This window comes from Micromonospora sp. NPDC007230 (genome assembly GCF_042869115.1).
Classification (GTDB): Bacteria; Actinomycetota; Actinomycetes; order Mycobacteriales; family Micromonosporaceae; genus Micromonospora.
On record NZ_JBIAFE010000002.1, the window covers coordinates 345,213 to 371,142 of the forward strand.

The 25,930-nt window shown below is 75.2% G+C and carries 15 protein-coding genes; 11 read left to right on the forward strand and 4 right to left on the reverse strand.

Annotated features, from left to right (window positions below; translation table 11 throughout):
• The 6 genes from ACFYML_RS04545 to ACFYML_RS04570 all read left to right on the forward strand — a co-directional run bounded on the left by ACFYML_RS04545 (position 1) and on the right by ACFYML_RS04570 (position 15,904).
• Positions 1-4,809, forward strand: coding sequence for a hypothetical protein (locus ACFYML_RS04545; protein WP_387419281.1), 4,809 nt, complete (start codon positions 1-3; stop codon positions 4,807-4,809).
• Between the two features lie 76 nt (positions 4,810-4,885).
• On the forward strand, positions 4,886-9,397 hold the full coding sequence (locus tag ACFYML_RS04550; RefSeq protein WP_387419282.1) for a hypothetical protein: 4,512 nt from the start codon (positions 4,886-4,888) through the stop codon (positions 9,395-9,397).
• Positions 9,394-11,232 (forward strand): hypothetical protein, encoded by a 1,839-nt coding sequence (locus ACFYML_RS04555; RefSeq protein ID WP_387419283.1) that lies wholly within the window; start codon positions 9,394-9,396, stop codon positions 11,230-11,232. Before ACFYML_RS04550 ends, ACFYML_RS04555 begins: the two co-directional genes overlap by 4 nt.
• A gap of 39 nt (positions 11,233-11,271) precedes the next feature.
• Entirely contained in the window at positions 11,272-13,071 is a 1,800-nt protein-coding gene (locus ACFYML_RS04560) for a hypothetical protein (RefSeq protein ID WP_387419284.1), read from the forward strand.
• A 445-nt stretch (positions 13,072-13,516) separates the two neighbouring features.
• Positions 13,517-14,374 (forward strand): peptidoglycan-binding protein, encoded by an 858-nt coding sequence (locus ACFYML_RS04565; RefSeq protein ID WP_387419285.1) that lies wholly within the window; start codon positions 13,517-13,519, stop codon positions 14,372-14,374.
• Positions 14,375-14,392: 18 nt separating this feature from the next.
• Positions 14,393-15,904 carry a hypothetical protein gene (locus tag ACFYML_RS04570; protein WP_387419286.1) on the forward strand — a complete coding sequence of 504 codons (1,512 nt, stop codon included), beginning with the start codon at positions 14,393-14,395 and terminating at the stop codon, positions 15,902-15,904.
• Positions 15,905-15,984: 80 nt separating this feature from the next.
• Here the strand turns inward: ACFYML_RS04570 and ACFYML_RS04575 are convergent, their stop codons facing one another.
• The 4 genes from ACFYML_RS04575 to ACFYML_RS04590 form a co-directional block, all read right to left on the reverse strand.
• Complete coding sequence (locus tag ACFYML_RS04575; RefSeq protein ID WP_387419288.1) at positions 15,985-16,797, reverse strand: SAM-dependent methyltransferase; 813 nt, start codon at positions 16,795-16,797, stop codon at positions 15,985-15,987.
• A 122-nt stretch (positions 16,798-16,919) separates the two neighbouring features.
• A complete protein-coding gene (locus ACFYML_RS04580; protein ID WP_387419289.1) occupies positions 16,920-18,023 on the reverse strand; it encodes a hypothetical protein in 1,104 nt (367 codons plus the stop codon).
• A 54-nt stretch (positions 18,024-18,077) separates the two neighbouring features.
• Positions 18,078-18,881 (reverse strand): nucleotidyltransferase domain-containing protein, encoded by an 804-nt coding sequence (locus ACFYML_RS04585; RefSeq protein WP_387419290.1) that lies wholly within the window; start codon positions 18,879-18,881, stop codon positions 18,078-18,080.
• A 43-nt stretch (positions 18,882-18,924) separates the two neighbouring features.
• Positions 18,925-19,860, reverse strand: coding sequence for a diacylglycerol/lipid kinase family protein (locus ACFYML_RS04590; RefSeq protein ID WP_387419291.1), 936 nt, complete (start codon positions 19,858-19,860; stop codon positions 18,925-18,927).
• Positions 19,861-20,014: 154 nt separating this feature from the next.
• Here ACFYML_RS04590 and ACFYML_RS04595 point away from each other — a divergent pair, with 154 nt between their 5' ends.
• The 5 genes from ACFYML_RS04595 (at position 20,015) to ACFYML_RS04615 (ending at position 25,916) form a co-directional block, all read left to right on the forward strand.
• A complete protein-coding gene (locus tag ACFYML_RS04595) occupies positions 20,015-21,232 on the forward strand; it encodes a hypothetical protein (RefSeq protein WP_387419292.1) in 1,218 nt (405 codons plus the stop codon).
• Between the two features lie 149 nt (positions 21,233-21,381).
• Positions 21,382-22,062 carry a hypothetical protein gene (locus ACFYML_RS04600; RefSeq protein ID WP_387419293.1) on the forward strand — a complete coding sequence of 227 codons (681 nt, stop codon included), beginning with the start codon at positions 21,382-21,384 and terminating at the stop codon, positions 22,060-22,062.
• Between the two features lie 228 nt (positions 22,063-22,290).
• A complete protein-coding gene (locus ACFYML_RS04605; protein ID WP_387419404.1) occupies positions 22,291-24,624 on the forward strand; it encodes a transglycosylase domain-containing protein in 2,334 nt (777 codons plus the stop codon).
• Positions 24,621-25,220, forward strand: coding sequence for a YdeI family protein (locus ACFYML_RS04610; protein ID WP_387419294.1), 600 nt, complete (start codon positions 24,621-24,623; stop codon positions 25,218-25,220). Before ACFYML_RS04605 ends, ACFYML_RS04610 begins: the two co-directional genes overlap by 4 nt.
• A 27-nt stretch (positions 25,221-25,247) precedes the next feature.
• The gene (locus tag ACFYML_RS04615) at positions 25,248-25,916 is read left to right on the forward strand and encodes an HAD family hydrolase (protein ID WP_387419295.1); all 669 of its coding nucleotides are present in this window, start codon (positions 25,248-25,250) and stop codon (positions 25,914-25,916) included.
• Positions 25,917-25,930: the final 14 nt, after the last annotated feature.

Genomic DNA, 25,930 nt, shown 5'->3' on the forward strand with positions numbered 1-25,930 from the left:
ATGGGTGGCCTGCGTTTCCTGCCCTGGGTGCGCGACGGGGTCACCCGCGTCGTCCCCGACACCGATCCGCTGGCCGGGGCCATGCCGCACGCCCGGGCCACGGTCAGCCTCAAGGTCACCGCCCTGGGCACCGAGACCGCGACCGGTACGACCCAGGAGATCGTCGGCACCTCGACCGCGCTGCTGCACGGCCCCGGCGACGTCGTCGGCATCGACCCGCAGGAGATCATCCGCAGCTACCCGGCGCCGGGCGCGGAGAACGTCGAGGTGTCCCTGCTGGCCGCGGTCGAGTTCGACCGGCCCGACCTGCCCTGGCTGTACACCCCGGCGAAGCCCGACGCCCGGGGCGCCCTGCGCCCCTGGCTGGTCCTGGTCGTGGTGCCCGTCGACGGCGGCGGCGAGCTGCGCACCGAGGCGGGCCAGGCGCTGCCCCGGCTCGCCAGCACCGTGCGACAACTGCCCGCGCTGGCCGACTCGTGGGCCTGGGCGCACGCCCAGGTGCTGGTCACCACCGAGGACGAGGACGTCGCCACGGTGATCCAGGGCGCGCCGGAACGTACCCTGTCCCGGCTGCTCTGCCCGCGGCGGCTCGCCGCCGGCACCGACTACCTGGCCGCCGTGGTCCCCGCCTTCGAGGCCGGGGTCCGCGCCGGCCTCGGCGAGCCGGTCGACGACGCCGGTCCGCTCGCGCCGGCCTGGGGACCCGGGTCGGCGCACCCCGGGCCCGACGACCCGGTGCTGCTGCCCGTCTACCACCACTGGACGTTCCGCACCGGACCCGACGGCGACTTCGAGTCGCTCGCCCGCCGGCTACGGGCCCGACCGCTGCCCGACGACGTCGGCCGGCAGCCGGTGGACATCGCCGCGCCCGGCTGCGGCCTGCCGCAGCAGCCCGACGACGGCGTCGAGGGCCGCTCGGTGCTGGGCTTCGAGGGCGCCCTCGCCGCGCCCGGCATGACCCCGACCAGCTGGGCCGACGACGTGCGCACCGCCTGGCAGACCGCGCTGACCGGGCTGCTGCGGCACGCGGCGGACCGGCTCACCCCGCCGCTGTACGGCGACATCCACAGCCAGGAGACCCAACTGCCCGCCCCCGGCGCGGAGCCGCGCTGGCTGGCCGGGCTCAACCTGGACCCCCGCTACCGCACGGCGGCCGCGCTCGGCACCCAGGTGGTGCAGCGGCACCAGGAGGACCTGGCGGCGGCGGCCTGGCAGCGGGCCGCCGAGATCCGCGAGGCCAACGAACAGCTGCGCCGGGGCCAGGCGGCCCGGGACACCGCCACCGCCCTGTACGCCCGCAGGGTCGACCCGCACGCCCCCGGCCCGGCGGTCGACGACGACCGTCTCGTGGCCCTGACCCAGCCGGTGCACGACCTCGTCGAGGTGCCGACCCGCGGCCTCGCCGCCGACACCGCCGACCCGCTCGACCAGCAGTTGGCGGACAACCCGGGCGCGAAGGCGGCCACCTCGGCGCCGGTCCGCCGGCTGCTGCGTTCCCGCGGGCCGCTGGCCCGCCGGGTGGACACCGACGCCGCGGCGGCGGCGCTGACCCGGCTGGCCGGTGGCGCCAGCGCGGTACCGCCCGCCCGGGTGCCGGCCGGCGGCACGGTCCTGGACAGCCTGGTCAGCGACGGCCGTGGCGTGGGCGACCTGACCCGCGCGGTGATCGAGCAGGCCGCCGCGAACGGCTGGTGGCGCACCGGGACCAGCGGCCTGCGGGCCGCGGCGGCCCCCAGCGCCGCGCTGGCCGCCGACGACCCGGTCACCCGGGTCGTCACCAACGGCGGTGACCTGCTCACCGGCGACCGGTTCTTCGTCGGGGCGGCCGACGGCCGGCTGTTCGAGCGGCGCCGGCTCGGTCCCGACCGGTGGGTCTGGCGGGACCACGGCACCCCGCCGGGCACCGCGGTGGCGACCTCCGCCGCCGTCCTGCCCGGCCGGGTGTACGTGCGCACCCGCAACAGCCGGCTGTTCGAGCGGAGCTGGGACGGCGACCGGTGGGTGTGGGCCGACTGCGGCGCCCCGACCGGCGGCGTGCACAGCCGGCCGGTGGTCGGCGGTTCGTTGCTGTACGTGCTCGGCGGCGACGGCGCGCTCTGGCGCTTCGACCCGACGGGCCGCTCCTGGACCTCGCTGGGCACCCCGGTCGGCGGCAACGAACGCCTCTGGGGCACCCCCCGGCCGTCGTTCGTCGGCGTGCTGGTCGCCACGAGCAGCAACCGGCTGTTCGCCCACAACGGGCAGTGGCGGTCGTTCGGCGGGCCGGCCGTCTGGGGCTCCCCGGCCGCTGAGCACCGCTACCCGAACGGCCAGTACGGCATCGAGTACGTCACGCCGGACGGACGGCTGGTGTCGCTGTACGCAGACGGGTCGACGTACCTGCACGACCCGGCGCCGGACGGCCGCCGGGTGGTATCGCTGGCGCAGGAGGCGGCACCGTTCGGCAACGACGAGGAGCTGGGCATCGTCACCCTCGCCGCCAGCACCGGCAACCCCGGCGACATCCGGCTGATGACCCGCTACCTCTGGTACCACGACCTGCAGGAGCGCTACCTCTGGGGCTGGCGCGCGGAGACCACGGCGGTCCCGGCCGGCGGGTTCGGCGCGCACCGGCCCGGCCCGCTGGTCGGTGACTCGCGCGACGGGGAACTCTTCGCGGTCACCGCCGACGGCCGGCTCACCTCGTACCGCTGGGCCTACCCGCGCCCGTCCGCCTGGCTCGACCACGGCACCCCGGCCGACCCGCGCGGCGCCGGACCGGTCGACGCCCCCGCCCCGGCCGACGTGCGGTTCGCGCCGAAGGTGGGGCTGCTCACCTCGCTGCTCCTCACCCACACGGTCACCCAGGGCACCGGCAGCCGACCCCGGATCCAGGTCGCCCACAACCTCGGCGAGGACGGCGCGGTGCAGGAGCCGGCGCTGACCGCCGCGGTGGACGGGCCGGCGATCCCGGCGGTAGCCCGGGCCACCGCCACCACCCTGGGCACCGTCCTGCCGACCGGCCGGCCCAGCCTGGTCACCGCCGCGCTGCTGCCCGGCACGGTGACCGGCACCTGCCGGATCGCGTACTGGGTGGGCCGGGACGCCACCGCGAACGGGACGGCGAGCGGCGGCTGGACCGGCCCGTACGAGCTGCCCGACCCGGTCAGCGGGGAGGTCGCCGGGCTCGATGTGGCCCTGGCCGACCTGGACGGCGACGGCCGCCCCGAACTGATCGTCGGGTACGCGCTGAACCGGGCCGGCGGCGCCGACAACCGGGTGCTCTACCGGATCGGCTGGCGGCTCGACGAGACCGGCACGGTCACCAACGGCTGGACGGACTCGCTGCCCACCCCGATGCAGCTCGACCGGATCACCTCGGTCGGCATCGACGTGGTGGACATGACCGGTGACCAGGTCCCCGACCTGCTGGTCTTCGCCGTCGGCACGGTGGGCGGCACGGGGATGGCCCGCTACCTCACCGGGCGGGGGCTCAACCGGCGCGGCCGGGTGGTCGGCGGGTGGACCGTACCCCAGCCGGTGCGGGACGAGGTGGCGACGGCCACCGCGGACGCGGCGGGCGTGGCGGTGGCCGACATCACCGGCACCCGGCGGCCGGACCTGGTGGTGGCCCGGCGCACCGGCGGCACCGTCACCTACCGGGCCGCCTTCGACCTCGACCCGGACGGCGTACCGGTGAGCTGGACCGACGCGGCCACGCTGACCGGCGCCGCCGACACCGGCGCCGCCCGGGGCCTGACCGTCGCGCTGGCCGACCTGCGCGCCGACCTGGTCGCGGACCGGGCCAAGATGGGCGACGACTTCATGGCCGCCGCCGCCCGCCACCAGGGCCGGCTCGCCCCGGCCCAGGCACTGGCCCGGGACCACCGGCCCGCCCCGGTGGACGTGGCCACCGCCGCCGCGGCGGTACGCGAGACGGTACGCCCGGAGACCGCGGTGGCCGGCGAGGTGCTGGCCGGGCTCACCCTCGGCGACAGCGACCTGGTCGACGCCCTGCCCGACAGCGGCGACCCGCTGCGCCGGCTGCTCGCCGGGGTCACCTTCGACGTGCCCGCCTACGAGCTGCTGCGCGGACTCTCCCAGGAGCACGTGGTGCCGAACCTGCCGGCGGTGGCGCCGGAGACGTTGACCGCGCTGGCCGCCAACCCCCGGTTCATCGAGGCGTTCCTGGTCGGGCTCAACCACGAGATGAGCCGGGAGATGCTGTGGCGGGAGTTCCCCGCCGACCCGAAGCAGACCTGGTTCCGGCAGTTCTGGGACGTACGCGGGGCCGTGTCGGCGGGCGCGCCGCTCACCGACATTCCGCCGCTGACCGACCCGGCCTGGCGCAACGGACCGCTCGGCAGCCACCTGACCGCCGTCGGCGCGCCCGGCGAACAGTCGCTGGTGCTGGTCATCCGCGGCGAGCTGCTGCGCCGGTACCCGTCCACCATCGTCACCATGCGGGCCGCGAGCTGGACCGGCGCGGAGGAACGCACCCCGACCGGGCCGGACGTGCTGCCCATCTTCAACGCCTGGCTCTCCCCCGACCTGCTGCTGTTCGGCTTCCCGTACACCGCCGCGGTGGCGCGCGGCGCCGGCCGCCAGGCCGACGGGCCGGCCGGGTACTTCTTCGTGCTCCGCGAACAGCCGACCGCGTCCCGGTTCGGGGTGGACCTCACCGGCGACCCGCTGCCGCCGGACGCGGTGGTCTTCGCCGCCCGGCGGGACGGCAACGCCGCCGACACCGCCCGCGCGCTCCTGCAACGCCCCGTCCTCCTGGCCCGCCACGCCAGCGACCTGCTACCGACGCCGGAGAGCCACCCATGAGCAAGCGTCAGCGAGCGAATCATCAGCACAGCGCGGAGGTGCCTCATGCCGGCGCCGAGCGGAGCGAGGTGAGGGCATGAGCACCTCGTCGTACGCCGCCGACCGGCCGCCGCTGTCCGGCGCGCTCACCGGCACCCCGTGGACGCTTACCCCCACCGCCCCGGCGGTCATGCTGCCGGTACGCCTGGAGACCCGGTTCGCCGGCGCCACCCTGAAGATCCGCGTCTATCCCGACCAGATCCACGTCGACGACCACGAGCCCGGGCTGACCGCCGAGGAGATCGCCGCCGGGCGGGCGTACTGGGGGGAAGGGCGGCCGGGCGGGCTGACCGACACCCCCGACGAGGCGGCCTGGAGCGACCTGGTGCGCCGCTTCGGTGCGCCTCGCGCGGCGTGGATCGCCCGGGTGCTGGAACCGGCCGGCGGCGTCTTCCCCGACCCGCTCACCCGCCCCGGCCCGTGGTGCGAACCGGCCCGGGCCCGGCTGCTGCCCACCCGGTGGTACGCGGTCGGCCGCACCACCAGCGGCAAGCTGTTCACCGGCACGTCCACCTCGGTCACCCCCGACCTCCCGGTCGGCCCCAGCCCGGTGCTCACCGGCGACAGCAGCATCGCCCGGCTCTCCGCCGAGGCGCCCCCGGTCGACGACGGGATGCGCTGGACGGTCGACTTCGGCACCGCCGTCGCCGCCGGCATGGCGCTCACCGTCACCGTCCCCGTCGACGCCAAGGGCCAGCCGGAGCCGGTGGAGCGGCTGCTGGTCTTCGGCCTGGACAGCACCACCGGCCCGGCCGGGTCCGCCGCGGCGCTGGGCCGGCTGCTGGAGGCGCACGCCGCCACCGACGGGCTGGCGTTCCTCGCCCCGGGCACCCCCACCAACAACACCGACACGGACACCCCGGCGGCCACCCCGACCGTGACGGCGGTAGCCACCGCGGACAGCGCCGCCGAGGCCGCCGCGCCGGAGACCGCCGCCGCCCTGGTCGCCACCGCGCTCGGCGTCCCGCTGACCGCGGCCCCGGCCGACGCGCTCGCCGCCGCCCGCCGGCGGCCGGCCCGCACCGGCGCGCCGACCGCGCTGGCCCGGGGCAGCGGCGCGACCGCCGTCGACCGCCCCACCGGCCGGCTGGTCCGCCGGGTGCTCTGGCCGGCCAGCTTCGGCGGCCTGCTGCGGCACCTGCTGCCGGTGGCCACCCCGGCCGAGCAGGCCGCGGTACGCGCCCACTTCGTCGACCACGTGCACGCCGAGGGCCCACTGCCGACGCTGCGGGTGGGCCGGCAACCGTACGGGCTGCTGCCGGTGGCGAGCCTGCGCGACTGGCAGCCGGCCGGGCCGGGCGAGGCGAAGGCGGTGGCGCTGCTGAACAACCTGTGGCGGCGGATCTGGCTGCCCTCCCCCGTCCCGCGGATCGTGCCCGGCCTGCGCGACCCGGAGGGCACCCTGCTGGAGATCCTCGCCACCGACGCCCGGGTGCTGGAGGTCCGGGCCCGCAGCATGCTCGGCAACGAATACGTCAGCTGGCTGTGGCGCTTCGCCCGGCTCGGCCTCGGGCCGGACTGGCGGGAGCAGGTGGTGGAACCGGCCCGGGACCTGCTGGCCGCCGTCGGGCTGGGCGGCCCCACCGACCCCCGGCTGTCCCTGGCGGTCTTCGCCAAGCAGGCGTACGCGCTGGGCACCCCGCTGCTCGACGGGCCCGGGCGACCCCGCGCCGGCCGGGTCCGGGCGTACCTGGACGCGCTGGCCGCCGTCGGGCTGCGCGGCGACGCGATCCCGGTCAGCCCCGGCGACGGCCCCGTGCCGCTGTTCCACCGGCTGCTGCGGGCCGCCCTGATCGCCGAACACTCGGCCGCCGCGAACGCCTTCGCCGCCGAGGCGGCGCTGCCGGCGGCTGCGGAGATCCCCGAGCCGGAGCTGGTGGACGTCCGCCCGCGCGACCGTACCGGGGTGCTGCGGCGGCGGCTGGCCGTGCCGGTGCCGGGCACCACCGACACGGTGGGCGACCACCTGGCCGGCGTCCGGGACGACCCCCGGCAGGTCCGCGCCACCGCCGACCTGCGGTCCTTCCGCACCGCGCTGACCGGGCTGCGCGACGCCCTCGACGCCGGGCTGCCCGCCGCCGACCTGGAACGGCACGTGGCGGGGACGCTCGGGCTGGCCAGCCACCGGCTGGACGCCTGGATCACCTCGCTGGCCACCCGGCGGCTGGCCCAGCTCACCGGCGGGCCGACGCCCGGCGTACACGTCGGCGGCTACGGCTGGCTGGTCGACCTCGCGCCGGCCGGGGCACCCACCCTGGTGGACCGCCCGGCCGACATCCCGGAGTCGGTGGCGCCGCCGAAGCTGCCCGTCGCCCCGGCCGGGGCCGGGCACGTGCACGCCCCCTCCCCGGCCCAGGCGGTGACCGCCGCGATCCTGCGCAGCGCCTCCCGGACGCACGGCGGCGAACCGGCACTCGCCGTGGAGCTCTCCTCCCGCCGGGTCCGCCTCGCCGAGCAGGTCCTCGACGGGGTACGCGCCGGGCAGAGCCTCGGCGCGCTGCTCGGCTACCGCTTCGAGCGCGGCCTGCACGACCACCCGACCGGCCCGTGGGACCAGTTCCTGCCGACGTTCCGCGCGCTGGCCCCGGTCCGCGCGCACCGCGTCGACGCGACCGACGACGGCCGCACCACGATCGCCGCCACCGTCGAGTCGGCCGCCACCGTGGACGGCCTCGAGCTGCACCGGCTGCACCAGGCCGGTGCCCTCGACGCCCGGATCCGCGCCCTGCCGGCCACCGCCCGCGCCGCCGTCACGGAGGTCCTCACCGAGCTGGCCGACGCGGTCGACGCGGTGGCCGACACCCTGCTCGCCGAAAGCGTGCACCAGCTCGCCCTCGGCGACATGAACCGGGCGGCGGCGGCTGTCGACGCCGCCTCCGGCGCGGCCACCAACCCGCCCGAGCTGCACGTCACCCGCACCCCGGTCACCGGGACCACGATCACCCACCGGGTGCTGTTGCTGATCAACGACGACACCCGCTTCGCCCGGCTCCGCAACGACTGGCCGGCGGCCCGCGGCGACCACCCGCGCATCGCCGGGGCCGCCGTGGACGAACTCACCTCCGTGTTGCTGCCGCCCTCGTTCCGGGTGTTCTGGCGCTACCGCTGGCACGCGCCGGACGGGATCACCGCCACCGTCTGGCGGCCGGCGAGCCTGGACCGGATCCAGACCCCGGCGGTGGACCTGCTGGCCGCGCCGCCGCACCCCGGTCGGCCCGACGACGCCGAGCTGGACCGGCGGATCGCCCTGGACGCCTGGGGGCCGCTGCGGCCGGCCGAGGTCGGCGACGACTGGACGCTCGAACTGGACTACGAGCGGCAGCCCGACTGGCCGCTGGACCGGGTCAGCCTCGCCGAGTTCCTGCACGCGGTGACCGTGCTGCGCGACCTGTACGGCCGATCCCGGCCGGTGGTCGCCGCCGACCTCGGCACCGACCCGTCGGTCCCGCCGCAGGTGGACGAGAGCACCAAGGCACAGGCCGACGAGACCTGGCAGGCGGCCCGGCGGATCGCCACCGGGCTGGCCGCGCTGCCCGCCGAGCCGCCCGCCGGCTGGGACGAGACCAGCGCCCGGAACCTGCTCACCGTCGCCGCCGGTCTCGGCGTGGTCGGCGCGGTGCCCCCACCCAAGCGCCCGGGCAGCGCCCGGGCGGTCGCCGACACCGCCGCCACCAGCCGCTTCGAGCTGGATCGCCGGCTCGCCGCGCACTGCCGCGTGATCGCCGAGCTGCACAACCGCCCGTCGTGCCCGCCCGGCGGCTGCACCTGCAACCCGACCACCGACTTCGACCGGCCCGACGCGCCGCCGGACCGCCGCCGGGAGGCGCAGATCGCCCGGCTGCGGGCCCTGCTCGGCCCGGACATGCCGGTGTTCCCCAAGGCCACGGCACCGCAGCCGGCGCCGCTCGCCGCCGCGCTCGGGGCCAGCGATGCGCTACAGGGCGGCTCACCCCATCCGGTACGCCGCTGGCTGTCCCGCTACGGCCGGGTCCGCCCGGCGGTGGGCCGGCTGCAGGAGGTGCTCACCACCGCCGACGCGCTCGACGCCGGCGAGGTGGTGAAGGTGCCCGCCACCGTCCGGGTGGCCCAGCTGCCGTACGCCCCCGGCGACCGCTGGGTCGGCGAGGCCCCGCCGAAGGCGAACACCCAACCGCTGTCCCTGGTCGTGGTCGCCCCTGGCGACATCGACCCGAGCCGCCCCGTACAGGGCCTGGTGGTCGACGAGTGGACCGAGGTGGTGCCGGCCGGGAAGGTGCAGACCGGCCTCACCTTCGAGTACGACGCACCCGGCGCCGCCGCCCCGCAGGCGGTGCTGCTGGGGCTGGCGCCGCAGGGGGCGACGAGCTGGCAGCCGGCCAGCCTCGCCCAGGTGCTGGAGGAGGCGCTGGACCTGGCCGTGGCCCGGGCCGTGGACGTCGACTCCCTCGGCGCGGCCGGGCAGTTCCTGCCCGCCCTCTACTTCCCGACCAACGTCGCCGAGACCACGACCACCACCGACTTCGTGCCGGACGCGACGCTGACGCCGCAAGGCGGACAGGAGCCTTCATGACCACCGTGGACCAGCCGCTGACCGCCACCGAGGCGCCGTCGGTCACCACCTGGACCCGGCTGGAGCCGCGTACCCGCCGGGCCGACCTCGCGCCGGCCGTGGATGCCCGGATCGCCGACCCGTTGTGGCTGCTCGCCCGGCAGTGGCAGCTCGGCGAGTTCACCGGCGAGGACGCCGGCTCCCCGGTGGCCGCCCGGGTGCACGCCGAGGTGGCCCGGTTCACCCGCTACCGGCCCGGCCCGTACGCCGGGGCGGTCGGGTTGCCCGCCGGGGTGCCGTGGGAGGCGCTGGTGGAACGGGAGTCCGCCGCGACCGCCGGGGACCTGCGGTTCGCCGTGGAGAGCGGGCAGCAGCTGCTGCGGCTGCTCGCCACCGATGCCGGCGAGCTCGCGCCCCGGCTGTGCGACACCTACCGGGTGCCGGCCACCCCGCCGGACGGCGCCTCGGCGGCCGACCCGGAGACCGTCGGCTACCTACGTATCGCCGCCGGTCGGGTGCCGCACGGGGGGCTGGCGTTACGGGCCTGGGCGGAGGGCCGCTTCGTCCGCGAGGTGCAGGTGCCCGACGGTTTGCTCGGCGCCGTCAACCGGGCCGTCGCGGACTGGCTGGCCTGGCTGGGCGTACCGCCCCGGCCTGCCGGGCCACCCCCCGGCTACCTGCTGCAACTGCCGGCCGTGCTGGCGCCCGGCAGTTCTCGGCCGGCCGAGCCGCCGTGGCCGCCGGCCGACTTCACCCCGCTGTTCAGCGCCCCCGGGCTGGAGGGGTCGGCGTGGCGCCGGGAGCGGATGGAGTACGAGGCGGCCGTCGCCGCGCACGACGGCCGGGCCGAGCTGGTGCTCACCGTGCACGAGTACGACGGGAACCGGCTGGACTGGTACCACTTCGACCACGAGCCGGGCACCACGCTGGAGGCGCGCAAGGCCGTCGACGACGTGGTGAAGGTGCTGCTGCCCAGCCCGGTCGCCTACGCCGGCATGCCGTCGACCCGGTTCTGGGAGCTGGAGGACGCCCAGGTCAACCTGGCCGGCATCGGCGCCGGGGCCGGCGACCTGGCCCGGATGTTCGTGGTCGAGTACGGCCTGGTCTACGCCAACGACCACTTCCTGCTGCCACTGGAACTGCCGGTCGGCTCGGCCACCCGGATCCGCTCGCTGCTGGTCACCGACACCTTCGGCGGGCAGACCCTGGTGCCCGCCGCCCCGGAGTCCACCGCCCTGTTCCGGCCCGCCGCCGCCGACGGGCGCGGCGCGACCGACGTGCTGGTCCTGCCGGCCACCGCCGCCGCCACCCTCGACTCCGCCCCGGTGGAGGAGGTCCGCCTCGGCCGGGACGAGATGGCCAACCTGGCGTGGGCGATCGAACGCACCGTCACCGGCGCCACCGGCCGGCCCATCGACCGCACCGCCCAGGTCGGCCGGGCCGCCGTGCCGCCGCGCCCGCCGGTCGACGCCGACGCGGACGTGCCCTCCATGTCATACGCCTTCGCCACCACCGTGCCCGAGAACTGGGTACCGCTGCTGCCCGGCCCGACCCAGGACCGCCCCGACGTGGTCCGGCTCCGCCGGGTCCCCCTGCAGCAGCCGAACCGCGACGGGGCACCGGTCGCGGTGACCGGCTACAGCCGGCTGCTCGACTGGCGCGAGCGGGACGGGCGGCTGGTGGAGCTGGCCTTCCCCGAGGAGGAGGTGCCACGCGCCGGCAGCCGGGTGCTGCGCCAGTGGCAGCTGGCCCGATGGACCGACGGCTCGGTGCACCTCTGGCTCGGGCGCGCCCGGCACGTCGGCGCCGGCGAGATCTCCAGCGGCCTGCGCTACGACACCGTCCAACCGCGCTGACCCACCCGCCCGCGACCGACACAGACAGCGGAGAAACACATGACGATCATCTGGAAGAAGGACCTGCCGCTGCCGATGGCGCGGCCCCGGTACTACGACTACGAGTACCTGCGCGCCGACGACCTCACCCAGGCGTTGGACTACCTGCTGGCCCGGCAGAACCTGGCCGCCCGGCTGCTGCGGCCGATGGGGGTGGTCAGCGGCCTCGAGCTGACCGCCACCGGCAGCGACGTGACCGTCGGCCAGGGCGTCGCGATCGACAGCGACGGCATCGTGATCGTGCTGCCGGAGAGCCGGCGCACGACGCTGCCCGGCGACGGCACCTTCTTCGTCTGGGTGGAGTACCACGAGTTCCTGTCCGACCCGCGCGACGAGGGCGGGGCCGCCGGGGAGACCCGGTGGACGGAGGAGGGGCTGGTCAAGGTCAGCGCCGCCGCCCCGACCGACGCCGCGCACGCGGTGCTGCTGGGCAAGGTGACCCGGACCGGCGGCACGGTGGCCGTGCAGGGCACCGGCCGGCAGGTCGCCGGGCTGCGGGTGCCGGTCGGCGCGATCGTGCCCGCGGTCGGCTCCGGGCCTCAGGCCGGCATCACCTTCCCCACCGACCCGGGCGGCGGCTCGGGCGACGAGGCGTTCATCCGCTACTGGGCGTACAGCGGCGAGAACACCCTCCTCCGGATCGCCAACAACAACGACCCCGACGACCTGATCGCGTTCCAGCAGTACGGCGCCGACCGGCTGCGCATCGGCGGCGGGATGCTGCACCTGGGCAGCATGGAGGGCAGCCTGGTGAGCGCCGGGCAGGTGGTCACGGCGCTCGGCTTCTGGGGCCCGGGGATTCAGCACGCCCAGCTGTCGTTCCGGGCCGGCAAGGGCTTCGAGCTGGTCGACCGCAGCGCCGACGGGCCGAACCTCAGCTACGCCGAGGGCAGCAAGCCGTACGCCGACCTCGGTGTGCGGGAGCTGCGCGCGAGCGCCCTGCGCGGGCGCGGCGGCCTGTCCCTGACCGCCGAGGGCAACTTCGCGGTCCGGGCCAGCGGCGGGGTCACCGTGTTCAGGGACGGCACCGGCAACGGGGACCTGACCGTCCAGGGCAACGCGTGGGTGAACGGGAACCTCACCCTGCCCAACTGGAGCTGGATCAACGGCGGCACCCGGCTGCACATCGGCGGTCCGGAACGCCTGCACCTGCTCAACGCCGCCGGCGTGTACGTCGGCTTCGGTGGGGTCGCCGGCAACGACAGCGGCTGCCTCTGGGTGGAGAACCGCAGCTCCTTCGGCGGCGACATGCGGGTGACCGGCAAGATGGTGGTCGGTCCGGCGACGCCGCCCCTGGCCTCATGGAGCGGCGGCGGCATCAGCACCTTCGACCTGTTCTCCTCCGGCGCCATCTACCTCGGTCTCAGCGAATCCAGCGGCTACACCATCAGCCTGAACGCCGGCAACGGCATCATCAAGGGCAAGTCCAAGCAGTTCGCCATCGACCACCCGCTGGACCCGCCGGACGCCACCGAGCGCCGCCAGCTCATCCACGCCGCGCTCGAAGGACCGGAGAACGGCGTCTACTACCGCGGCGAGGGCCGGCTCACCGACGGCGCGGCCACGGTCGAGCTGCCCGCGTACTTCGAGGCGCTGACCCGCGCCGAGGGCCGCACCGTCCACCTCACCCCGGTCTTCGAGGGCGACGAGCCGGTCTCCCCGCTCGCCGCCGGCCGAGTCCGCGACGGCAGGTTCCGGGTCCGCACCGTCGACGGCTCGGCCGCCACGCACACCTTCTACTGGGAGGTGAAGGCGGTCCGCGCTGACCTGGAGCCGCTGGACGTGGAGGTGCCCGCATAGGCCCACCGCGCGGGCGGCCCGACCAAACCGGTGGGCCGCCGTGCCGATCGGGCCGGCGCACCACCGCCCGGCGGCTTCCGGGGCTCCCCCGATCCCCGGCCGGCGCCCCGCCGGTCGGCGGCCACGCTGCTCGATCGGCGCGGATCGGCCGCCGCTCGGATCGCCGCTTTGCCGATAGCCGACTCATGCCTTGTCGCGCTGACCTGCGCTTTCGACAGTGGACGCAGCCCTCGCCCGGCCGGCCCCGACGGTCCGCGGCGCAGCGGTGAACCGCCGGCGTGGACGCCGCCCGCGCCGGCCCTAACGGAAAGCGGAGGCACGGAAATGGACAGCGTCACGGTCGATCCGGAATACCAGGTGACCGTCTTCGAGGAGGACGACGACCCGGAGTCCCTGATCGGCGACGAGGTCGACTACGACCTGGCCATGGACGAGGAGCACTGACGTGAGCGCTCATCTGGCACCCACCCTGCGGGTGCTGCGCGAGGAGATCAACACCCGGTGGCCGCACCGCGACCGCAGCTCCGACGGCTGGATCGGCGACGCCGCCCATCAGGCGCGCAGCTCCGACCACAACCCGGACGGTGACGACCGCTCGGTCAACGCCATCGACGTGGACGTCGACGGCATCGACCCGCTGCTCGTGGTCCGCCACTGCATCACCCACCCGTCCTGCCAGTACGTGATCTACAACCGGGTGATCTGGAGCCGCGTCCGCAGCTTCGCCCCGGCCCGCTACACCGGCACCAATCCCCACAACAAGCACCTGCACGTCAGCGTCAGCCACCAGCGTGCGCTGGAGGACAGCCAGCGGCCGTGGGGCATCGCCACCGCGGCGGTGACCCGGCTGGGCGACCGGGTGCTACGCGCCGGGTGCCAGGGCAGCGACGTACGGGAGTTGCAGACGCTGGCCAATCGGGTCGGCGCTCGACTCACGGTCGACGGGGCGTTCGGCCCCCGAACCATCGCCTGGGTCCGCAGCTTCCAGCGGGCCCGGTCGCTCACGGTGGACGGTCTCGTCGGTCCGGCCACCCTCACCGCCCTACGCAAGGCCACCACGCCGCCCCCGCCGCAGCCCGGGCGCGCGCCCGGCGCCCGCACCGTGCGGCGGGGCAGCACCGGCGACGACGTCGCCTTCGTCAAGCGGTTCGTCGGCGCCCGCCGCTGCGGCCCGCCGGGCGTCGACTTCGACGAGCGCACCGACGCGGGCGTCCGCTGGTACCAGCGGATGCGCGGGCTCACCGACGACGGCATCGTCGGCCGGCTCACCTGGGCGCAGATGGGCGTCCGGGTCACCTACTGAACAGGCTCGGGAGTTCTCATGCGAGTGTCCTTCCGTCCGGCCCGGGACGGCTTCGCGTTCACCAACGCCTTCGTCAACCAGATCAAGATCATCGGCCTGCCGATCACCGAGACCAAGGGCCGGTGCGGCGGCATGGCGTTCGCCGCGCTGGACCACTGGCACCGGCGGCTCCCGGTGCCCGACGCCAGCGCGCTGCCGCCCGACGGCAACCCGGTCGCCGACTACGTCTACGACCGGCTGATCACCAGCATCATGGACAACTGGGCGATGTACGCCCAGTTCATGAGCACCCCGGACCACCCGACGACGCTGCGTGGGATCGGCGTGGCCCGGATGACCCGGGAGGAGCAGTTCCCCAAGATCAAGCAACTACTCGACCAGGGACTGCCGCAGCCGCTCGGGCTGGTGCAGTCCCGCGACCCGGCCGGCTTCGGCAACGACCACCAGGTGGTGGCGTACGGCTACGAGCAGGACGCCACCCGCACCCGGATCTTCATCTGGGACAACCGCTTCCGCCGGCGGGAGGACGTGCTGGAGTTCAAGACCGCGTACGACCCGGCCGATCGGGCGGTGCGGCAGAGCAACGGCGACGAGTGGCGGGGCTTCTTCGTGGAGCGCTACTCCCCCCGGGTGCCTTGGTACCTCTCCGCGGGCAAGCTGCTCAGCGACCGCTCGGACCCGCGGATCTACGTGGTGCACGGCGGGGCGAAGTTCTGGGTGACCAGCCCGCAGGAGTTCGACCGGCTGGGCCTGCGCTGGACCGAGGTGGTCGAGCTGCCCGACGGCTCGACGGCCTACGTCGCCGACCGGCCCGGTGACCGGCTGCTGCTCCGCGAGATCGACCGCCCCGAGGTGTACGTCACCTACGGCGGGTACGGCTTCCACATCCCCGACCCGGACACCCTGACCCGGCTGGGCTTCACCTGGTCCGACGTCCGGGTGGTGCCGCGCGACTCGCTGCGCGCCCTGGCCCCGGTGCCGATCGAGGGCACGGTGCTTCGCGAGGAGCACAAGGATCCCGTCTACCTGGTGGCCGGCGGGGCGCTGCACCACGTACCGGACCCCACCACGTTCACCGCGCTGGGGCTGCGCTGGGACCGGGTCGGGGTGGTGCCGGACGGGGCGCTGGCCAAGCTGCCGATGGGTGACCGGCTGCCCACCTCCCACCTGCCGGCCTGGTCGGAGCTGCCGGCGGGTCAGCTGATCACCCGGGACCACGATGCGGTCGACTACCGGGTCGAGGCCGGCGCCAAGCCGGCCGACGAGGTGGAGTTCGTGCTGACCCTGGGCTCCGGCCTGACCTGGCGCAAGGAGCTGGGCCTGCACGCGAAGGACGGCGACTGGACGATCGCGGTGCAGGACGCCAAGCGCACCGACGCCAACGGGCTCTACCGCTACCAACTCCCGGAGGGGCAGCTCCGGCTGCGCAAGGCGAAGCTGTTCGGCGCGGTCACCGGCGTGCTGGAGCTGAACGACCTGGATCGGCTGCCGGCCGGTGCCCGGGTCACCTTCACCTGGGTGCGGGACTGATCCGCGGATCCTGGCCGCCCCGGCACCGCGCCCGGACGGCCGGCTCGGCGCCCGCCCCGAGTTCGGGCCGGGCGCCGCGCTCAGCCGTTCTTGCGGCCCACCGCGCAGTATTCGGAGGTGGGGGTGGTGTCGTTGCCGTCCGGACGCCACCGGGAACAGGTGACCAGGCCGGGGTCGAGGAGTTCGAGCCCGGCGAAGTACCGCCCGATCGCCGCCGGGGTTCGGACGGCCATCTTGGCGGAGCCGCCGTCGTTCCACATGGCCAGCGCCCGGTCGACCGCCTCCGCGTTGACTTCGCGGGTCGGGTGCGACAGCACCAGGTAGCTGCCGGCCGGCACGGCGTCCACCAGCCGCCGGACGATGCGGATCGCCTCCTCGTCGTCGACGATGAAGTTGACGATGCCGAGCAGCATGATGGCGACCGGCTGGTCGAAGTCCAGCGTCCGGCGGGCCTCGGCCAGGATCAGCTCCGGGTCGCGCAGGTCCGCCTCGATGTAGTCGGTGGCGCCCTCGGGGCTGCTGGTCAGCAGGGCGCGGGCGTGCACCAGCACCATCGGGTCGTTGTCGACGTAGACGATGCGCGACTCCGGCGCGGTGGTCTGGGCGACCTCGTGGGTGTTGTTGGCCGTCGGCAGGCCGGTGCCGATGTCGAGGAACTGCCGGTCACCGGCCTCGCCGGCGAGGTGGCGGACCGCGCGGCCGAGGAACTCCCGGTTGAACCGGGCCGACTGGACGAGCTCCGGCAGGAAGGTGAGGACCTGTTCGGCGGCCTGCCGGTCGGCCGCGAAGTTGTCCTTGCCGCCGAGGAGGTAGTTCCACAGGCGGGCCGAGTGCGGGACGCTGGTGTCCAGCGCGTCGGCGCGGGCCGGGGCGGTAAGCGGCTTCTCGGTCACCGACGCTCCTTTGTGTCTGCTGGTCGCGCACAGCCTAGGTGTCACAGGGGACCTGCGGCAATGTCGGATGGTCGCGCCGGCAGGTCCTCCGGGGCGTGCGGTGACCGGTGGGCGCCGCCGGGTCAGCTCTGCCGCAGGGCCGGCATCGGCACCGGGACGGCCAACGCCGTCGCCCCGGCGCCGGCGCCGCGCTCGCAGGTGTTCGGCGGCACCGTGCCGATGCCCCGGGTGGCGGGGCGTTCGGCCGCCCAGAACATGAAGCCGAGCATGCCGGCGGTGGTGCCGGCGCCGTGCGGGGCGACGCTCTGCACGTACGGGGCGGCGGCGCGCTGCACCGAGGTGGCGTAGTCGACGCACTCGGGCAGCGGCTTGCCGCCGTAGGCGAGGTAGGCGCCGCCGGTGAACTTGGCCGGGGCCAGTGGGGGCACCGGTGGGCTGTACTGCGGCTTCCCGTCGACGTGCTCCTGCCAGCTCGCCTGGGAGGTGCTGGCGGAGGCGGGCCGGGCCGGCACCATGGCGTTGGCGTAGTCGAGGACCGGGGTGTCGGTGCACAGCCAGTCGGCGGTGGCCTTGCGGTTCAGTTCGATCAACCACCGGTCGCCGGCCGCCACGTCGATGGTGAGCCGGGTTTCGGGCCGGGCGCCGCTGGCGTCGTACGGGTGGACCGCCCGGTAGGCGTCGATGAAGGACTGGAGGCCGGCGAGGTTGGGGCCGCTGTTCTGCTCGTAGTCGATCTCGATGCCGACGCCGAGCCGGGTGGCGACCGCGGCGGCCCGCTGGCCGAGCAGGGTGGGGTTCTCAGCGAGGGCGGCGTTCCAGTCGTCGGTGTAGGTGATGCCGCCGAGGGAGAGCATCACCCGCACGCCGTGGGCGGTGAACCAGCCGACGATCTCGGGGGTCATGCCGCGCGGGACGCCGTCGAGGGTGGTGGCGTTGGTGCTCTGGTGCAGCAGGTCGAGCGGGTTGACGAAGCTGAGCACCACCAGGTTGACCGACGGGCGGCCGTCGCCCCGGTCGATCAGCCAGTGGTTCTGGCTGTCGAACTCGGCCAGTGTGCGAGCCGTGCCCCAGGTGCAGTAGTCGTTGCCGCAGTGCCAGGCGCCGTAGACCTGGATCGGGGTGGCCGCGGCGGGTGCGGGCGCCGGCCGGGGTGGCGGCGCGGCGGCGGCGGGCGTGGCGGTGGCGAGCGCGAGCAGGAGCGTGGCCAGCGGTACCGAGCGTCGCATGCGGCCTCCCCGACTCAGCGGTACACCTTGTTTACAGTAGGGGGTCGAGCTCCGTCAATGCGTGGCGGCGATCTCGTCGAGGACCCGGCGTTGGAAGGCGCGGGCCTCGGGGCCGCTCGGCGGCGGTCCGCCCCGGCGGGCCTCGATCGACCGCCCGATCAGGTCGGCGTCCTCGCGGCCGACCCGACCGGGGCCGGGCCGGGCCGGGCCCGCGGCGAGCCGCCGCCCGGCGTCCGCCTTGGCGAGCCAGACGCCCTCGCGGCAGCGGACCAGAGAACGGCAGGCGCCGAGCACGGCATCCTCCGCACCGGGGGCCGGACCGTCCCCGGGCGGGGTCGGCAGCGCCAGCCACCAGGTCAGCGCCGCGACCAGCAGCCGGCGCAAGTCCTGCGGCGTGGGATCGGCGAACACGTCGGCCGCGGGCGGGCCGGCCAGACTCAGCCCGGACTGGCGCAGGATGCTGCGGTCGAGGGCGTACCAGAACCGCCCGTCCGCGGCGGGCCGGTCCGCCGGGTCGTACGTGGCGCGGAACGGCATGGTCTGGCCGGTGTTGAGTTCGACCTCGAACCCCGGCTCGGGCGTGCCGGAGGCGGCGACGTCCCGCCGGTAGGCGACCAGTTCCAGGCCGCGCGCCGGACAGGGCAGGGCCTCGTGTCGCAGCCGGTCCACCAGCGCCCGCTTCGCCCCGCCGTCGAGCGGGCGGGCCACCACCAGCGCCACGTCCACGTCGCTGCGCCCCGGCTGGTACGCGCCCAGCCCGACCGAGCCAGCCGCGTACGCGCCGACCAGATTGTCGCCGAGCACCGCCCGGGCCCGGTCCACCAGTTCGGCGAGGTATCCGCGTACGTCGTCGTTCATGCCCCGCATCCTGCCCGGCCCGTTCCGGGGTGGGCCGGTCGGGTCAGCGCGGCGGGTCGGGGCAGCAGACGGTCAGCGCCCCGGGCACCGCCTTCACCTTCAGCCGCCGCGTCGTGCCTCGCGCGCCGCCGTCCAGCTCGTACGTCTTGGGCGCGGCGAAACGCACCCGGACCTGGCGACCGCGGGTGATCCGGACCAAGGGTGAGTCGGCGGAACGTCCGGCGGCCATCCGGCCCAGCGTCCGCGCCCAGTCGACGGCGCCGCTGGCGGTGGAGACGCCGATCTCCAGGGCGCCGTCGTCGGGGCGGGCGTCGTCGAAGGCGGGGATGCCGCCGGTGATGGTGCCGACGTTGCCGAAGAGCACGCAGCTGGCCTCGCCGTCGAACCAGTCGGCGCCGTCCACCCGGATCCGGGTGTGGATCAGCTCGCCGCGCACGTGCCGCAGGCCGGTCCAGACGTACGCGATCCGGCCCAGCCGGCCCTTGAGCTTGCGGTCGGCGTCGCGGATCAGGTCGCCGTCGAATCCCGCCCCGGCCATCACGGCGAAGTACTCGCCGTTGAGCCGGCCCAGGTCGAGCTTGCGCCGTGGGCCGTGCAGGGCGGTGCGGAGTGCCTCGGGCAGGTCGGTGGGGATGCCCAAATTGCTGGCGAAGAGGTTGGCGGTGCCGGCCGGCAGGATGCCCATCGGCACGTCCGTACCGGCCAGGGTGTCGGCGCAGCGCTGCACCATCCCGTCGCCGCCCCACACCAGGATCAGTTCGGCGCCCTGGTCGAGCGCCTTGCGGATCTTCTTCGGCGCCTTGCGGCTCTTCGGCACCTCGTACCAGAGGAGCCGGCCGACTCCGGCGGCGACCAAGCGGGTCCGCAGCTCGTCCAGGCCGCCGCCGAGGGTCTTCTTGCGGTGGGCGACGACCGCGACGACGCCGGCCACCTGGGTGGCCGGTTCGGTGCCGGGGCGGTCAGCGGTGCGCGTGCTCATGGCCACGGTGGTACCCAACGGCCGGGTCGGCCACGCCTCACCGCGGTGCGACGCGCCCGATTCCGATCAGCCGCAGGCTGTGATCGATCGACCGCGTTCGGTAGAGTACGGACGTTGATCGCTGGCGATGGCCGGGGGTCGGAGGGGCGCTGGGATGAGTCGACGAGGCGGGCGGTGGACGCGCGTCGCGCTGCGCCTCGGGCTCCTGCTCGGCGGAGTCGTCGGGGCCTGGGGCGCTCACGAGGCCGCCACCACCGCGGCCGCCTACGCCGCCGACCGGCCGCCCGCCGCGCCGGTGGACGCCGCGCCGGTGGACGCTGCCGTCGACCTGCTCACCGGCGTCCTCCGCCCGGTCCTCGCAGCGGTGACACCCCCACCTGCACCGGAAGCGCCGACCGATGTCGCGGCCCCACCCGCCCCGCCGGCGGCACCTGCCTCCCGCCCGGTGCCGCCGCCGACCCCGGCGGTGCCCAGCCATCCGGCCCCGGACGGGGCCGCGGCCCGACCGGGCCGGGTATCCGCCCCACCGGCCCGCCAGGTGGAGCCAGCCGCACCGGCAGGCACACCGAAGCCGGCCGAGGCGCCCCGCCCGACCACCGGGCTGCTCGGCGAGGACGTGCTGACACCCGTGGGTGGCGCCCTGGGCGCGGTCACCGACCCGGTCCGGACGGGGGTGCTCACCCCGGTGGCCGACACGCTACGGCCGGTCACCGACCCCGTGCGGGCCGGCGCGCTCACCCCGGTGGCCGACACGCTACGGCCGGTCACCGACCCCGTGCGGGCCGGCGTGCTCACCCCGGTGGCCGACGCCCTCCGTCCGGTGACCGAGCCACTCGCCCCGGTTCTCTCGCCCATCTGGCAAGGGCTGGAACCGGTGCTCGAGCCCCTGGATCCCGTGCTCGAGGTCCTCGAACCGGTGACCGACCTCGTGGATCCGCCACCAACGGCACCACCCGCGACGACGCCGCCCGGCGGCCCGGTCGGCGACCCGATGCCGGGCGCCGGCCCAGGCGGCGTCGGGCCGGCTACCGGGCCGGCCGCGGGGCCGGTCGCCGCCCCGGCCAGACCCGGCTCGGGATTCGCACCCACCAGCGCCCCGACGGACCGGCACACCACGACACAGCTCTCGTCCCTGCCGCGCCTCGCCGGGTTGGACGCGCCGCGCCCGCCCGGGCCGGACGCGGATTCCGCGCCAGCCACGCCCACCCCCGGCACCAGCGGATCCGGCTCGTCCGGCACCGTCCACGGCAGCCCGGCCGACGCCCCCACGTCGGTATGGACCCCGCCCAGCCTGACCGGGCGCCGCTGCCACCCGACCGGTGGCGACGCTCTCCCCTCCCGCTCGCCCCGCCCGGGCACCCGGCCCGCCTGACCGGCGGGCCGCTCCGTGCCGTCCGTGCGGCACCGGTGACCTCCGCGTACCCGTATGCCTTGCCGGCCCCTGGTGGCCCGTGCCGGCCCGCGATGACGCCGGCACTCCCAATCGACGTACCCGATCACGATGGTGACCAGGAGTTACCCATGAACGTGACCATGCCCGTCGTCCGGGCCCGGTGGTGCGACATCGGCCGGATCGCCGATCTCGTCACCGAGGCCCTCGCGCCCGCCAACCTCGGCGCCTGGCTCGTCCCCGACGAGCGGCGCCGGCCGACCATCCTCACCGCCGTGGCCCGGATCTGGATCGAACACGCGCTGCTCTTCGGCGACGCGTTCCTGCTCCCGGACGGCACGGCCGCGACCGTCTGGTTCCACCGCTACCGGCCGATCCCGCCCCCGGCCCGGTACGCCGACCGGCTCGCCGACGCGTGCGGTGCGCACGCGGACCGCTTCCTCCTGCTCGGTCGGAACCTCGCGGCGCGGCGGCCCACCGAGCCGCACAACCATCTGGCCCTGCTGGCCGCGCCGGGCCCGGCGGAGTCGGGTCGCGCCGCGGCCGTCCTCAGCGCGGCGCAGCGCTGGATGGACACGCTGAGCCTGCCGACATATGCGGACGTCGTCACCGACGACGACCGTGAGCTGTTCTGGCGGCACGGATACCGCCACCGGGACACCTTCCCGCTCGACGGCCACACGACCATGCACTCGATGTGGCGGTTGCCGCCGTTCTGGAACGGCCGGGCCAGCCGCAACGCCCGCCCGACGGCGCGGCGCCCACTCGCCCTGCCACGTAACGGCCCGGTACACGGGTGGACGCTGCGCTGAGCAGGGCCGGATCCGCGACGGTGACCGGGATGCCGCTCCGGCCCGGTCACCGTCGCGGCGGCGTTCGGTGCCGTCACCGTGGCCACGCACGGTAGCCGAGTCGTTCCTCAGCGACCGATGTCACACCCGGCGACGGCGACTGCCGGCGGGGTCAGCGCAGGTCCGCTAGCCTGGCGGGCCGAGGCAGGGACACGATTCGGCCGAGCAGTCGGAGGGTATCGGGTGCGGATGCTTCCAACCGGTGACAACGGCAACGCAGGCGGTGCCACCGCCCCGAGCCCGGGGCGGCCGCGTCGGCGCCGGCGGATGCTGATCTTCCTGGCGGTCTTCGCGCTGCTGGCCGGCTCCGGCCTGATGGCCGGCGGCTACTACTTCGACAGCGTGCCCACGCCCACCGACCTCAAACTCCCGGAGTCGACCACCGTCTACTACGCGGACGGCCGCACGCCGATGGCCAAGCTGGGCGCGGAGAACCGCACCATCGTTCCGTACGACGAGATGAACGACTCGGCCAAGCAGGCCATCGTGGCGGCCGAGGACCGCACCTTCTGGACCAACAAGGGCATCGACTTCAGCGGCGTGCTCCGGGCCGCCTGGTCGAACCTCACCGGCGGGCAGCGGCAGGGCGCCTCCACCATCACCCAGCAGTACGCCCGGGTCGCGGCGGACCTGCGCGGGGTCACCTACTCACGGAAGCTACGCGAGGCGGTCATCGCCTGGAAGCTGGACGACAAGTACAGCAAGAAGGAGATCCTCGGCTTCTACCTGAACACCGTCCCGTTCGGCCGGGGCGCGTACGGGATCGAGGCGGCCGCGCAGACCTACTTCGGCAAGACGGTGCGCCGGGACGCGCCGGCCTCCCAGCAGCTCACCCAGGCGGAGGCGATGGTGCTCTGCGCGATGGTGAAGCAGCCCGAGGCGGACCCGAACGACCCCGAGGGCTCCCCCGGCTACGACCCGCGGCGCAACGCGAAGGCCCGGCAGAACTCGATGGATCGCTGGAGCTACATCCGCGACGGCATGGTGAAGCTCGGCTACCTGACCCGGGAGGAGGCGGCGAACCTGGCCTACCCGGACGACGTGAAGCCGATCGACCCGAACGCCGGCCAGTCCGGGCTGGACCGGCCGACCGGCCTGGTGGTCGAGCACGTGCTCAGCGAATTGCGCCAGACCGAGCAGTTCCGGGGCAAGAGCGACGAGGTCATCCGCGACGGCGGCTACAAGATCGTCACCACCATCGACAAGCGGGTCCAGGACGCCGCCGAGGCGGCCGCCGACATCCGCCGCGGCACCGCCCCGGAGGCGGTCCGCGACCAGCCGAAGAACTGGCAGGCCGCGCTCGTCGCGGTGGAGCCGGGCAGCGGCCGGGTGCTCGGCTACTACGGCGGCAACGGAGGCTCCGGCGGCGCCGACTACGCCGGCTGGTACTACGACGAGAAGGGGCAGGCGCGGGGCTTCGGCCAGCACCCGCCGGGTTCGTCGTTCAAGGTGTACGACCTGGCTGCCGCCGTCGAGAACAAGATCTCCGTGAAGCAGCACTTCGACTCGCCGGACACCAAGGAGTTCCCCGAGTCGGGGCGGACCAAGGGCAGCCCGGCCGGCCCGATCCGCAACGCCGAGCACGCGCCCTGCCAGCCGAACTGCGCCCTCTGGGAGGCCACCGTCGCGTCGCTGAACGTCACCTACTTCGAGCTGACCGAGAAGCTGGGCATCGCGAAGGTCATGGACATGGCCAAGCGCGCCGGCGTCGACTCGATGTGGGAGACGGTGAAGGGCAACCCGCAACCGCAGCGGGTGGACCTGCGCGACGAGCCGACCGACGAGGTCGCGAAGCGCTTCTCCACGGAGGTCGGCATCGGCCAGTACGGCATCACGGTGCAGGACCACGCCAACGGGATGGCCACCTTCGCGGCCGGGGGCAAGCGCGCCGAGGCACACTTCGTCCGGTCGGTGACCAAGGGCGAGGACAAGATCTACAGCGAGCAGCTGAAGGCGACGGACCTCGGGCTGGACGAGGAGGCGCTCAACCAACTCGACTGGACGTTGCGCCGGGTCAAGGCGGCCAAGTTGGACAACGGTTGGGACTCCGCCGGCAAGACCGGCACCTGGCAGGCCGGGCAGAGCACCACGCAGAACGTGCACACCTGGATGGTCGGCTGGACCGGGGCCCTCGCGGCCGCCGTCTGGCTCGGCACCACCGACGGCAAGCCGCTGCGGACGAAGGACGGCAGCTACGAGGTGTACGGCTCCAGCGGCCCCGGGCCGATCTGGCGGCAGTTCATGGCACAGGCGACCGCGTCCCTCAAGCTCGACCCGGACAAGTACCGGTTCGGCGACCCGAAGTTCCCGGACGACGCCCCGTCGACCACCGGCCCGGCGCAGCCGGCGCCGACCACCTCCGCGCCCCGGCCGACGGCGCGCCCGACGCCGAGCGCGACGCCCTCGGACGCCAGCCCCAGCCCGACCGAGCCGCCGACACCGGATCCGACGGGGTCGCCGTCGCTGCCCCCGCTGCCCACCCCGTCGCCGTCGAAGAGCCGAAAACCGGGAGGTACCGCGTGACGGGTGAGCTGCCGGAGCTGATCGTCCCGGATGCCGCCGCCTGGCGGCGGTGGCTCGGCGAACACCACGCCGACCCCGCCGGGGTGTGGCTGGTGCTGGCCAAGCGTGGCAGCCAGCAACCGACCACCCTCAGCTACGACCAGGCGCTCGAGGAGGCGCTCTGCCACGGCTGGATCGACGGCCAGGTCAAGGGGCGCGACGAGAGCACCTACCGGCAGCGGTTCACCCCGCGGCGGGCGCGTAGCTCATGGTCGGCCCGGAACGTCGGCATCGTGGCCCGGCTGCTGGCCGAGGGGCGGATGCACCCGGCCGGGATCGCCGAGGTGGATCGCGCCAAGGCCGACGGCCGCTGGGACGCCGCGTACCCGGGGCCGGCCACCGCGGAGGTCCCTTCCGACCTCGCCGCCGCGCTGGCCGCGGAGCCCCGGGCCCGCGCGATGTTCGACATCCTCACCGCCCAGAACCGGTACGCCATCCTCCACCGCCTCGCCGGCGCCAAACGCGCCGACACCCGCGAACGCCGCATCGCCCAGTTCGTCGCCATGCTGGCCCGGGGCGAGACCGTCTACCCGCAGCGCCGGACACTCGCCGAATAGCGGACCCCTCCGCTCTACCCTGGTCGGGTGATCCGGGCTGTCGTGGTCGACGTGGACGACACGCTGTGCCTCACCGAGGCGGCGTGCTTCGAGCTCGAGAACGAGGTGCTGAGCCGGATCGGCCGCGCACCGATGCCGCGCGCCGTGCACCTGGCGACCTGGGGGCAGCCGCTGCTGGAGGCGATGCGGCAGCGCTCACCCGGCGTGGACCTGGACCAGTTCGCGGCGGCGTACGCGGGTGTGCTGCGCCGCTACGTCGCGGCCGGCCGGCTCGACGTGATACCGGCGGAGAACCTGCACGCGTTGGACCGGCTGGTGGCGGCGGGGCGGACGGTGATGCTCCTGACCTCGCGGACCGAGTCGGAGATGGCGCACCTGCTCGCACCGGACCACGTCCTGGCCGAGCGGGTCAGCGCCGTCTTCCACGCCGGCAACACCCGGTACCGCAAACCCGATCCCCGGGCCTTCGACGAGCTGCTCGCCCGCACCGGGCTCGCCCCGCACGAGTGCGTGTACGTGGGCGACTCGCCGGGTGACGCCGAGGCCGCCGGGAAGGCGGGACTGTCCTTCGTCGGCTGCCTGCAGAGCGGCGTACGGCGGCGCGAGGATTTCGAGCCCCGCCACGTCGACCTGTTCATCGAGGCGTTCCCCGAGGTGGTGGACGCCGTGGCGCAGCTCGCGGCGCGACGCCCCTGAGCACGGGCCCCCGG